We start from the raw sequence: 12,628 nt of genomic DNA, 5'->3' as shown, positions 1-12,628 counted from the left end.
AGTCACTGGATCATTCGTTGTGAGATACAGGTGTGTTTTTTCAGCTCAATTAATTCTGATATTCTATCCAAATTAGCACACCTGTTGAATCACGAATGCAGCAGAAATAACACGAGCCAACTAAACATTGAATTTTCACAATATAAATTGATACGTAATGTCATATAATATTTTTTACTGGGTCCACATTGTCTCCTACATAGCATGGTTGCTGGCGTTTGCAGGTAGCTTATACTTTGCCTGGCGGGCGGGCAAGGCGTTTCAAACCGACGATGAACCCAGACTTATGAAGCTGGAGCGTCGTTCAACCAGCATAGGGGCGCATCTGGGGGCACTCGGCATTCTCATCTCGGGTGGGGCGCTGGCCTCCATTCCCTCGGGACCCCAGTGGGGCTGGTTCAATTTTGAACTGTATGGCTGGCTGGCGGTAAAGCAGGCGATCTTTTTTATCATTCTTATCCTGGTCGGATTTTCCATCAAGCGGAGTGTCGCCTTCAAAAAGCAGCTCAAAACGGAAAATGGCAGTCGTGTGGGCGACGATACCCGTCAAAAATGGCGAAAGGCGTATAACATGTCCCTCATCGTCTATATCCTTGTGGTTGTAAATACCCTTCTGGGACTGTTTAAACCGTTTTAGGGCGAGGTGGTTATTCTCTTGCTTCATTATTATCCGCTTCAACCAGCCTGTTTTCCATCTGCTGCAGGAGATGTCGAACCCTCCGCCGGTTCACTCCAAAGTCACTATGTCCTACTCGACTGGCACTTCGGATGTGGAGATAGGTATTGTTATTTTCGGCTTCCTCCAGTTGCAGGGTCAGGTCATCCTGGAAAAAAACAACCATGAAGATCGCATCGATCCGGTAGGTATCGGGGGTGAGCTCGATATTATACGGCTTCATGGCCTGCAATATCTTGAGAGCGATCTCCCAGGTAGCGTCGACAGAAGCGGGGTATTGTTCAGTTAGCCGTACGCAGTTCGGGGATTCCGGGCAGGGAGGAAGGGGATTGTTCAGATCTTTACGCGAAGGAAAATCCGATGATTGCGAACCGCATGCCGAAAAGAAATAGATCATGAGCTGGAATATAAGCAGTTGTGCAGCCGGTATTTTCATAAAGCTCAATCCGGGGAATATTTTTCGTTACTGAAAATCAGGAAGAGGTCAGCAATTCCAGGCATTCATCCACGGTGGATATCACATATATGGCACTCCACTGCTGTTTCGTGATGAATCCCTGGTCTACCGCCTGGTCTATAAAGCTGACCAGGAGATCATAGTACCCGTCCATATTAAAGATTAGAACAGGTTTTTCGTGCAGCCCAAGCTGAACCCAGGTGATCGTTTCCAGCAGTTCCTCGAACGTACCGAAGCCGCCGGGCAGTGCAATAAAGGCATCCGATAGTTCGGCCATCATCGCTTTTCGTTCATGCATGGAATCGGTGACGTGCAGGGCGGTAAGGTTGCCGTGGGCGTGGCTCATAAGGTGTTCCGGGATAACGCCGTGTACGCTGGCTCCGTAGCTGAGTACGGCGTCCGCAATCACATTCATCAGACCAATTGAGCCGCCTCCGTATACCAGGTCGATATGGTTTGTGGCCAGGGCTTTCCCAAGTGTGCGGGCCTGCGTGGCAAAAGCGGGATTCCGCCCCGTTTTTGAACCACAAAATACACATACCCGTTTTATCTTGATCATCAGGCAGTCACCGTTCGCATTCGGTCTACGACAAGCTTCAGCTTTTCAATCAGATAGTCGATTTCCGCTGCCGTGTTGTCTCTTCCCAGGCTGATGCGGATGCTGGAGTTCGCAATATCGTCGGCCATGCCGATGCCGGAAAGCACATGAGAGGGCTCCATGGCGCCGGAGGTACAGGCGGAACCGTTGGAAACACAGATGCCCTCGACATCCAGGTTCAGCAGCAGCATTTCGCCATCCAGTGCCCCACCGGAAGGATTTGTAAATGATAAATTGATAATATGGGGGACGCCGGCACCCGTCTCCGGACCATTGATTTGCACTGTGTCTCCAAACTGTTGATCCAGTCCTTTGATAAGCCTGGCTCTTAATTTTTTGAAATGCTCGTTTTGTTTTGCCCGCTGCTTGTCGATAAGCTCCAGCGCCGTTGCCAACCCCACGATACCGGGCACATTCAGCGTTCCCCCCCGCCGCCGCCGTTCTTGTGAGCCGCCATGCATCCAGGGGATCCAGGCAGAGCCGTGTCGCATGTACAGCACGCCAACACCTTTGGGACCGTAGATTTTGTGGCCGCTTATGCTCAGGAAATCGACTCCAAGTTCGTTTACGTCCACCGGTAGCTTCCCCACGCTTTGCACAGTATCGGAATGGAGCAGGACCTCATGTTCGCGGCAGATTGTACTGATCTCTGAAATCGCGTTGATTGAACCGATCTCGTTGTTCACATGCATAAGGGTAACCAGCGCTGTTTCGTCGGTGATAGCCTCGGCTACTTTCCCGGGCGCAACGGTTCCGTCATCATCCGGCTCGAGATATATCGGTTTGACTCCGCGACGTTTAAGGGCTTCCACCGCGTGAAGCACGGCGTGATGTTCGATCGGCGAGGTGATCACTTCCGTTTTGCCGGTCGCTTCAACCACTCCCTTTATCGCCGTATTGTCGCTCTCGGTACCGCCGCTGGTAAAAATGATCTCAGCGGGCTCTGCGCCAATAATATCGGCGATCGTTTCGCGAGCCTCTTCCACCGCTACTTTGGCACTGCTGCCCAGCTCATGCGTGGAATTGGCGTTGCCGTATTGCTCGGTGAAGAAGGGAAGCATCGCATCCACTACGCGCTCGTCAACCGGTGTCGTGGCTGCGTGATCCAGGTATACTGTTTGCATTATTCAAAAAATTCATTACTGGAAAATTACCTGTGAAAGAGGGCTTTGAACATGCCGGAGTTGGGCAAACCAACGGTTTTGCAAAGCCCATTGAAAGATATTCAAAAAAGCCCAGAATAACAGGCCGGGAAATCAGATTCCACGACCAATCTTGCAAAAATCAGTTTGATTGCGGTCATGACCCGGCCGGCTTTGCCCGGATAGCAGGTACAGGGTTTGGACGATTTGCAATAAGCTGGTAAATTCCGGCTCCGAATTACTTTCAACAAAGACAGGATGTTCACTAATGGAAAAGATGACGCTTAAAGATGTAGATGTAAACGGCAAGAAGGTATTAATGCGGGTAGACTTTAATGTACCGATTGAGGACGGGGAGATCACCGATGACAACCGTATCGTGCAGGCCTTGCCCTCCATCAAGCACGTGGTTGACCAGAACGGGGTGCTTATCCTGATGAGTCATCTTGGACGTCCCGGCGGGGCCCCGGACCCGGAATTGAGCCTGAAACCGGTGGCCGAATACCTGCAAACGCTGCTGGATGCCAAGGTCCATTTCGCTGAAGACTGTGTCGGTGAAAAGGCGAACTCGGTGATTGCAAAGGCCGGTCCCGGAGAAATTGTGGTGCTTGAAAATGTGCGCTTCCATGAGGGTGAAAAGGCTAATGACGAAGGTTTTTGCAAACAGCTGGCCGCGCATGGCGATCTCTTTGTCAATGACGCGTTTGGCAGCAGCCACCGCGCGCATTCGTCGGTTGCAGGAGTTACCCGGTTTTTACAGCCGGCGGTTTCCGGATATCTGCTTGAAAAAGAGATTAAATACCTCAGTGATGCCATTAACAACCCGGTTCATCCCTTTATCGCCATTCTGGGAGGCGCCAAGGTATCTGACAAGATCGGTGTTATTGAAAACCTGCTGGACAAAGTGGATACCATTCTTATCGGCGGAGGCATGACCTATACTTTTTACAAAGCCAAGGGACTGCCGGTCGGAACTTCGCTGGTGGAGGAAGACAAAGTGGAGCTGGCCGGCGAGCTTATCAAGAAAGCCGCAGAACAGGGCGTGGACCTGGCCCTTCCCGTTGATCACGTGGTGGCCACCGAATTCAAGGCGGACGCCGAGTTCAAGGTTGTGGGAGAAGATGAAATAGAGGAGGGCTGGATGGGGCTCGACATCGGTCCCCAAACTACGATCGCCTTTGGCAACAAGATAAAAAATGCGAACACTGTTGTCTGGAATGGACCGATGGGCGTGTTTGAGATGGAAAATTTTGCCGATGGCACATTCTCTATTGCGGAACACCTGGCCCAAACCACCGAAAATGGAGCCACAACGATCATCGGCGGCGGAGACTCGGCCGCCGCAATTAAAAAAGCCGGGCTGGAAGACAAAGTATCACACGTCTCAACCGGCGGCGGCGCCAGCCTGATGTTTCTCGAAGGCAAAGAACTGCCCGGGGTGGTGGCATTAACTGACAAGGAGTGAGCGTCGACTTTTAAAAAGATCTGACACAGTATAAAACCTTCCGGGAAGCTCCCGGAAGGTTTTTTTGTAGATAGAACTTTTGAAAAGCGGAATCCTGTACAGTACAGGTACGCAAAATCCAGCTTTTTTCGAGGGCCCTTCGCAGAACCTGCTATGTTGTAGGTGGTTGTACCACCGACCGTATTGCCCTTCTAAACGGGAGTACAACTTCCTCAGAACGAGAATTCGAATGTTTTGCAAAGCCTTCTTTGATTGTAAAGCACCATTTGATGGAGCTGCAGTACCCGGGGATGGAATAAAAACCCATGTTGAAAGAGGGTAGTAAGCCTGCACATATTCCCCATTCAGCGAACAAATATGGCCGTTAATAACGGCCAGCGCTAAAATATCGGGCGATATCCAAATTTTTCTGTAAGGATTTCCTCTGAAATATATCTTACCTTATGAACGCAAAGCTAAAAAAATAAAATGAGGTAACAGTTATGAGTTCTTTGAACAAAGCTATGATTATCGGGCGCTTGGGTCAGGATCCTGAAGTACGTTACACCCAGTCGAACACGGCTGTAGCCAATCTTTCGGTAGCTACTTCTGAGCGGTATAAAGACAGCTCGGGAGAGTGGAAAGAGAACACCGAATGGCACCGGGTTGTGGCGTGGGGGCGATTGGCTGAGATCTGCCAGGAATACCTCAGGAAAGGGTCACAAGTATATATCGAGGGTCCAATACAAACGCGACAGTGGGAGGATCGCGATGGGCAAACACGCTATACAACGGAAATCAAGGCCCTTACGCTTACGATGCTGGACAGCAAAAGCGACAGGGACGGAGAACCCCGGGTGGTCCCGGACAAACCGGCCTCCTCCAAGCCGGTGGACAGCAAGGTAGAGCTGGACGAGGACTTCGACGATCTTGACGACGATCTCCCGTTCTAGGCATGTGTGAGATCGCGGAAAAGACAGCACGGGGTCTGGATACACAAAAACATATGCAAGACCCCGTGCAGGCGTTCCGTTTGACCTGAAAAAACCTGACAGGTGATGAGGCATCCGCTTCATCACCTTTTTTATTCCGGCCGGATTATTTATGCGGGCTGGTGTTAGAAACAATATGTGGTAGCAGTTGCACCCGATACCATCAATATGTAGCTTTAACATACTAATCAAAGAATGAAGTAACATAATTGGACGATCCCGGCAGTATAGGTTTACATACGATTGCATACCTGTTACAAGAGGCAGCGGTATATCACGAAACGTTCGACCCTGTCGATCTCTCCATCCAGCTGGTGATTGTGGTGGTGGGATTGCTGTTTTCGGCGATATTTTCAGGTTCCGAGGTTGCGTTTTTTTCGATTTCCAACCAGATCGACCTGCTGGATCAGAGTGAAACAGAGGGAGCCGCGGATCAGCTGATCATCCGGATGCTGGAGAAGCCACGCCGGCTGCTGGCCACAATTCTCATCGGAAATACATTTGCCAATATCATAACATCGGTATTGGCAGCGGTGATAACCGGCAACCTGGCGGTATACCTGGGGTATTCCGAAGTCGTCGTCTATATCGTCGAGGTGGTCGTTCTTACGTTCACCATTTTAATCCTCAGCGAGATTACCCCAAAAATTATTGCGATCAACAACCCGCTGAAAAGTTCTCGCCGGCTGGCCCGTTTTATATACGTGTTTTACTGGTTGCTGAAACCGCTCTCCAAGCTTATCGCCGAAAGTACACTCAGCCTGGAAGAACGGCTCCCCAAGCCGGAGAACCGGATGTCCAGCGAAGATATTATGACGATGGCCGAAGTGGGAGAGCTGGAGGGCTCGATCCGCAGCGATGAGCGCGAGATTATCGAAAATGTGATTGAGTTCGGCACCACCTCGGTGCGGGAAATTATGACCTCCCGCGTGAACATTGTCGCCGTTTCGACTGACGATACGCTGGAAAACGTTTTAAAGCAGATCCGCGAAAAGGGGTTTTCCCGCATGCCGCTTTTTGAGAATGACCTTGATAATATTTTAGGTATAATCTATTCAAAAGACGTACTTCCATATATCAATTCCGATATTGAACGGACAACGATTAACTGGCGGACCATCGCCAGAAAGCCGCTTTTTGTTCCCGCAACCAAGAAATTGGATGATCTGCTGCGGGTATTTCAGCAGGAAAAAACCCACATCGCCATCGTGGTGGATGAATATGGCGGCACGGAAGGACTGATTACGCTGGATGACATACTGGAGGAGATCGTGGGAGAGATCTCTGACGACTACGAGACCAGTGATGAGCAGCTGTTTAGAGAGTTTAAAAACGGCGTGTTTATTTTTGACGCCCGTATCGACCTCGATGATATGGAGGAGATTGTGGGGTTTGAACTGACCAGTGACGAAGATGAATATGAGACGCTTGGCGGACTGGTATACCACCTGACAGAGCGGATTCCGAATGTGGGGGAGCGGGTCTATTTCAAGGGACTGGAGCTGACGATTCATTCGGTCCAAAACAACCGGGTCCGGAAGTTGAGGGTAAAATTGAATCCCGATGACACTTCCCACAGAAAACGAACTCCGCTCAAAAACGAGGATTAAGAGTTCAACGGCATGTCTGATACCACCTTGATGCAACTAAAAGAGAATCACAGCCTGAAACCCTACAATACCCTTGGAGTAGAGGCAAAAGCAGAACAATTCATTTCGATCGGGACAGTGGATCAGCTTGTTCAGGTGTTGACCGATCCGAATTTCAGGGATATTGACAAGTGTGTTCTCGGGGGAGGCAGCAATGTGCTTTTCAGGGATGATGTTAAAGGACTTGTACTCCACATCTCGATCAAGGGAATCCATAAGGTCAGGGAAGATAAAAACCATGTGTGGGTCCGTTCGGGAGCGGGAGTGATTTGGCACGATCTGGTCCTGCACTGCGTTGAAAGGGGATGGGGCGGTATCGAAAACCTCTCCCTGATTCCGGGTACCGTCGGGGCGGCTCCCATCCAGAATATTGGTGCGTATGGAGCCGAGCTAAAGGATGTGTTTGAATCGCTGGAAGCGGTGGAGACGGAGACCGGTGAGGTACGGACTTTTACCTACGATGAGTGCCGATTTGGTTACCGCGACAGTATTTTTAAAAATGAGTTGAAGGGGAAATATATTATTACCCATTGTACGCTACGGCTGTCCAGGCATCCGGAGGTGAACACCTCGTACGGGGCGATACAAGCCCGCCTGGAAGAGCGGGGAGTTACAGATCCGACCATCCGGGATATCAGTGAAACCGTTATCGATATACGCAGAAGCAAGCTACCTGACCCAGACGCGCTGGGCAATGCGGGCAGCTTTTTCAAAAATCCCGTTGTGAGTAAGGAGAAATATGATCAACTGAAACGGCGATATCCCGAAATCCCGGGGTATCCGCTTGAGGGACCGGTCGTGAAAGTGCCGGCGGGATGGCTTATTGAGGAAACCGGCTGGAAGGGGAAGGTTGTGGGCAACGCCGGAACCTATCACAACCAGGCACTGGTGATTGTCAATCACGGTGGAGCCACCGGGACGGAGATATTGCAGCTGGCCGAAAAGGTGAAAACGGCTGTGCATGAGAGATTCGGTATAGAACTGGAACCGGAAGTGAATATCATACCGTAAAGGGCCCATGTCCGCGGAAGAATCAGAACAACAATTGTTTACCAGGCACCTTTTCCGCACCGCCTGCACCTGTCCCACCAAGCTGTATTACAAGGCGAATCCTGCCACCTATCCCGAACAGCGGAATATCTGGCCGTTTATCGCCCATATCCGTTATAACAAGCGCCAGTTGAGGTTGCTGCTTCAGCGGTTGTACCCTGAAGGAACAGCGGTGGAGTCCCGGGCATATCATGATGCGGCGGAAGAAACCCGGCGGAGGCTGAAGCAGAACCGCGTTGTACTTTTTAACTCCACTTTTTTGCACGAGCTGTTTGCAGTACGTATTCCGGTACTCGAGAAAGAGGGGAGGCGCGTTCGAGTTTATAACCTGCAGTCGAAGGTATTTGATCCCGATCGCCATTCCCTGTCCGACCGAAACGGCAGAATTCACTCCAGATGGAGAAAGTATTTGCGGGATTTTTCTTTTCAGCTATTTGTAATTCAGCAACAGTTTCCGGAATGGAGACTGGAGGGCTACCTGGTGATGCCTGACAAGAGAGGAACCGCCGCTGTTGACAACCTGGATCAGATGCTGGCCGCGGGAGAGCCGGTGGAGCGGGATGGGTTGTCGAACCTGCTCGCCTTTGTGCCGGCCATGGAACAGATCGAAGCGCTGTGGGAGGGCAAAGAGCCGCTGTTTGAAAAGGGAAATGCGCCGCTCGGGATGGAGTCGTTATCCTTTGAAGAGGTGGTCTGTCAATCCGCCCGTTGGTATGCGGGCGGAGATAAAATTGTGACCCCCCTGGGCAGGAAGTGTGCAAATTGTGAATACAGGGTGGATTCCGACAAGCTGCGCAAAGGAGAAAAAAGCGGTTTTGAGGAATGCTGGCAGCATATTCTGGAAAACCGGGACGGAGAGGCACATATTTTTGACCTTATCGGCGCGGGCAATGGTCAGCTGATCGAAGACCGGGTATTTCTTCAGCAGGAAATTTCGCTGAATGACAAAGTCACTCCCCGGGAGATTGCAGAATCTGAAGGCCGTATAACAGATCTCCACCGGCGCATATTGCAGGTGGCCCAAGCCCGGGGAGAGCCGGTGCCCCGCGAGATTGTCAAGCCGCCGCTGTTCAGGGAGCTTGAAAAGTGGCAATATCCACTCCACTTTCTCGATTTTGAAGCGGGTAGTTTTGCGGTGCCACTCCGGGCCGGACGAAATCCATATCACCAGGTCGTATTTCAATACTCGTGCCACACGCTTCACGTTGATGGTTCACTCGTTCATCATCAATGGGTACATCCCGGGAGGGGAGGATATGCCCATTATCAGCTGGTCTCAGAGTTAAAAAAGATCCCGGGATTTCGAGAGGGCACTATCATCCACTACTCGGGTTTTGAACGGTCCGCATTGAGACGTATCCTGGCGGAATTCAAAGAGGAATCTGAACAGCACACAGAGTACTCGGAGCTAATCAACTGGCTGGAAACGATTGTTCACGACCGATACTCCAGGCCGCTCATGGCCGATATGGGAAGATTGTTGAAAAATTATTATTACAACGAACAGATGGAGGATTCACTGAGCATCAAAGATATCCTGGTGACCGTCATGAAAGTGAGTCCCGCAGTACAAAAACGGTTTTCAACGCCCTATCACAGCAGCAATTTTAAGAATATCGTCTGGTGGCAGTGTGAGGACGGGAGGCTTCGGGATCCCTACGAGATGATACGAGAGCGACAGGAGCATGCCATTGGTCGCGGAACAGAGGCGATGGTGGCATACGGCCAGTTGCGGACGGGCGAAAATGGAGCCGAAAAGCGAGGTCAGCTGATTGACGGACTGCTCAGTTACTGCGAGCTGGATACCCTTGCGATGGTGATGATCTACCTGCACTGGGAAGCGTTGCTGCGTGAGCAACAAACTGAATAATTCAGAATTTCAGGCATTCCCTGTTTTTTTAAAACGCAGGAAAAACGGATGAGTAAATTTCAGAATTAGTTTATTTTCGGCTTCTACAGTGTCATGGAACTATTTATATTGCAACAGCTTTAAATGGATTCACAAATGAGAGCTCATAAAGGAAATAGTATGGTTCGTTTACTTGCGTGGTTTTCAATACCGGTACTGGTAGTTTCGCTAACGGTATCAGCCTGTGTGGTGCAGAAAAACCCGGTGTCAGGCAAAAAACGGGCGTACGGCTACAGCTGGGAAGAGGAGCTCCGCATAGGCAAGGAAGCTGATGGACAGATTCAACAGCAATATGGAGTGTATGATGACGAGGAAATTATCAATTATGTTGAGGAGCTTGGCCAGGAGGTCCTCGCTGTCAGCCATATGCGCCGGGAGGATACCGATCCCAGGTACAGGAATACCGAATTTTACTTCCGGGTGCTGAGCAGCCCGGTAGTCAACGCTTTTGCCCTGCCGGGAGGCTATATTTATGTCACCCGGGGACTTCTTGCGCATCTCAATAATGAGGCGCAGCTTGCCGTGGTATTGGGCCATGAAATTGGTCACGTAGCCGCACGTCATGCCTCCCAGCGGGCGTTTGAGCAACAGATCGGCCAAATTGCGCTGGTGGGGGGCGCCATCGCCGGACAGGAGCTGCTGGGACTGCCGGGGCAGGATCTTTTGAACCTGGGGAGCACTGCCACGCAGCTGATGTTTCTCAAGTACGGGCGGGATGACGAGCGCGAGTCGGACCGCCTGGGAGTGGAGTATGCCGCCAGGAAAAACTATGTGGCGGCCGAAGGAGCCGCCTTTTTTACCTCGCTCAAGCGACTTTCAGAAGATTCCGGTCAGAATATCCCCTCATTTTTGTCGACTCACCCTGAACCCGGAGAACGCGAGAAAACGATTCCTGAGCTGGCAGAGCGCTGGCGCGAGAAGGGTTTTGAGCAGTCCAAGCTGAATAAAGAAACCTACATGAATATACTGGATGGGATTATCTACGGGAATAATCCCAGAGAAGGATTTACCGAAAACAATCGGTTCTACCATCCTGAACTTGAATTCCAGTTCCCGGTCCCGGCAGACTGGCAGGTCATCAATGAACCGAGCCGGGTTGTGATGGCCAATCAGGAGGGGAACGCCGTGATGATTATGCAGATCGATGCTGAAGCGGACGGGGCCCGGCAATCGGTACAGAATTTCGTGAGCCAGGATGGCATAACAGTGGTAGATCAGGCGGAGACCCAAAGTGGCAACCTGCCGGCTTATGAAGCGGAGGCGGAGGCCGTAACCCAGGATGGAACCGAGCTGGGTATTTATGCCTACGGCGTAGAGTACGGCGGCAATATTTACCGATTTATCTCCTACACCACGCTCGCCCAGTACAATGCACAAAAACCCAATTTTACGGCGACTACCGGTCAGTTCAGCCAGCTTACAGATCCTGAAATTTTGAATATACAGCCGGTAAGACTACAGGTTATCAAGGCCGACCGCACCGGTTCTTTTCGTTCGTTTTTGCCGGATGAGCTTCCGATGGATATCACGGTCGATGAAATGGCGATAGTGAACCAGCTGGAGGCCGACGACCAGGTTGAGCAGGGGAGCTATCTTAAGATTCCACGTGAATAGAGTATTCTCTGCAAGTGAAAACGTTGAGTTGAACTGTCAATCCAGTTGCAAAACAGCTTCAATATGGCTGACGTTATTTGTATTTTATAACCATTCATAAACGAATATACGGGAGATGGCGTTAGTAGCCTTCTCCACATCTTTTGCACCCAACTATGAGGCATGTATAACGATTCGTTCGGAAATTCCATGAAGCGCGGATATTTCGGTCTTCCGATCGCTATCCGTACGATAATCACCATCAATGTGGTGATGTTTTTACTACAGGTATTCGGGTTGAACAGTTTCTTCATCCAGGCGATGGCGTTCAATCCCGACCTGCCCACCGCTGTTATTCAGCCCTGGCGCCTGGTCACGTACATGTTTCTGCACGCCGGTGGATTTCACCTGTTGTTCAATATGCTCTGGCTCTGGTGGATGGGGCGTTCTGTCGAGCAGCATCTTGGTCCGCGTACATTTTCTGTGATCTATTTTGGATCGGGCATCGGCGGGGCCCTGCTCGATATAGCGTTTGCGCAGTTTGTGGGCATTAATCTCGTGATCGGGGCGTCCGGTGCGGTGTTTGGAATAATGGTGGCGTTTGCCATGCTTTTTCCACGCATGCCGATCATGCTGTTTCTGCTTCCCCCGATTGAAGCACGGTATGTGGTGGCCGGCCTTATTGCACTGGACCTGCTGTTCCTGGGATCCTCCGACAATACCGCCCGGATTGTTCACCTGGGAGGAGCCGGAATCGGCTACCTGTTGATGCGCTATCACCAGCAGGGTTTTGATCTAAGTGGCCTGGTTCGTCCGCTGGAACAGTTTTGGTATAACCTGAAAGGGACTTACCAGAAAAAGAAGAGTACAAGAAAATCGAGCAACTTGCGTTCTGTATCGGACGTGGAAATTGTGGAAGAAGAATCGGAACAGTCTGAACTGGACAAGATACTTGAAAAAATTTCCAGGAAAGGGTATGACGGCCTGACCAAGGAGGAAAAGCAGAAACTGTTTGAACTCAGCAAAAAAAATTGAATATGTTTGTGTTTGGCGATGCTGAGACACAAGACCGGAAACAGCGGTATTCCCTGCACGGACCGGTTATTTACAACTCAACA

Annotated in this window: 11 protein-coding genes; 8 read left to right on the top strand and 3 right to left on the bottom strand. The window is 50.7% G+C overall.

Annotated features, from left to right (window positions below; genetic code table 11):
* The first annotated feature begins 157 nt into the window (after window positions 1-157).
* Window positions 158-637, top strand: coding sequence for a hypothetical protein (locus ACG2E4_RS01955; protein ID WP_395259238.1), 480 nt, complete (start codon window positions 158-160; stop codon window positions 635-637).
* A gap of 10 nt (window positions 638-647) precedes the next feature.
* On the opposite strand, the gene ACG2E4_RS01950 is transcribed toward ACG2E4_RS01955, so the two are convergent.
* The 3 genes from ACG2E4_RS01950 to ACG2E4_RS01940 are packed head-to-tail and all read right to left on the bottom strand — an operon-like array spanning window position 648 to window position 2,855.
* Window positions 648-1,112 carry a DUF1499 domain-containing protein gene (locus ACG2E4_RS01950; RefSeq protein ID WP_395259237.1) on the bottom strand — a complete coding sequence of 155 codons (465 nt, stop codon included), beginning with the start codon at window positions 1,110-1,112 and terminating at the stop codon, window positions 648-650.
* A 37-nt stretch (window positions 1,113-1,149) separates the two neighbouring features.
* Window positions 1,150-1,692 carry a TIGR00730 family Rossman fold protein gene (locus ACG2E4_RS01945; RefSeq protein ID WP_395259236.1) on the bottom strand — a complete coding sequence of 181 codons (543 nt, stop codon included), beginning with the start codon at window positions 1,690-1,692 and terminating at the stop codon, window positions 1,150-1,152.
* Window positions 1,692-2,855, bottom strand: coding sequence for a cysteine desulfurase family protein (locus ACG2E4_RS01940; protein ID WP_395259235.1), 1,164 nt, complete (start codon window positions 2,853-2,855; stop codon window positions 1,692-1,694). The genes ACG2E4_RS01945 and ACG2E4_RS01940 overlap by 1 nt, the downstream gene beginning before the upstream one ends.
* Before the next feature lie 286 nt (window positions 2,856-3,141).
* Here ACG2E4_RS01940 and ACG2E4_RS01935 point away from each other — a divergent pair, with 286 nt between their 5' ends.
* The 7 genes from ACG2E4_RS01935 (at window position 3,142) to ACG2E4_RS01905 (ending at window position 12,545) form a co-directional block, all read left to right on the top strand.
* Window positions 3,142-4,338 (top strand): phosphoglycerate kinase, encoded by a 1,197-nt coding sequence (locus ACG2E4_RS01935; RefSeq protein WP_395259234.1) that lies wholly within the window; start codon window positions 3,142-3,144, stop codon window positions 4,336-4,338.
* A 482-nt stretch (window positions 4,339-4,820) separates the two neighbouring features.
* Window positions 4,821-5,270, top strand: a complete 450-nt coding sequence (locus ACG2E4_RS01930) for a single-stranded DNA-binding protein (protein WP_395259233.1) — start codon at window positions 4,821-4,823, stop codon at window positions 5,268-5,270.
* A gap of 248 nt (window positions 5,271-5,518) precedes the next feature.
* Window positions 5,519-6,919 (top strand): hemolysin family protein, encoded by a 1,401-nt coding sequence (locus tag ACG2E4_RS01925; RefSeq protein WP_395259232.1) that lies wholly within the window; start codon window positions 5,519-5,521, stop codon window positions 6,917-6,919.
* 12 nt (window positions 6,920-6,931) lie between these two features.
* Entirely contained in the window at window positions 6,932-7,969 is a 1,038-nt protein-coding gene (gene murB, locus ACG2E4_RS01920; protein WP_395275559.1) for a UDP-N-acetylmuramate dehydrogenase, read from the top strand.
* Between the two features lie 7 nt (window positions 7,970-7,976).
* Window positions 7,977-9,878 (top strand): DUF2779 domain-containing protein, encoded by a 1,902-nt coding sequence (locus tag ACG2E4_RS01915; protein ID WP_395275558.1) that lies wholly within the window; start codon window positions 7,977-7,979, stop codon window positions 9,876-9,878.
* A 159-nt stretch (window positions 9,879-10,037) separates the two neighbouring features.
* Window positions 10,038-11,531: a M48 family metalloprotease gene (locus ACG2E4_RS01910; protein ID WP_395275557.1), complete on the top strand. Its 1,494-nt coding sequence runs from the start codon at window positions 10,038-10,040 to the stop codon at window positions 11,529-11,531.
* A 162-nt stretch (window positions 11,532-11,693) separates the two neighbouring features.
* On the top strand, window positions 11,694-12,545 hold the full coding sequence (locus ACG2E4_RS01905; RefSeq protein WP_395259228.1) for a rhomboid family intramembrane serine protease: 852 nt from the start codon (window positions 11,694-11,696) through the stop codon (window positions 12,543-12,545).
* Window positions 12,546-12,628 lie beyond the last annotated feature (83 nt).

The organism is Halalkalibaculum sp. DA384 (genome assembly GCF_043951955.1).
GTDB lineage: Bacteria > Bacteroidota > Rhodothermia > Balneolales > Balneolaceae > JAMQKA01.
Note: the sequence above shows the minus strand (reverse complement) of the source record. Positions and strands in the feature narration are given on the sequence as shown.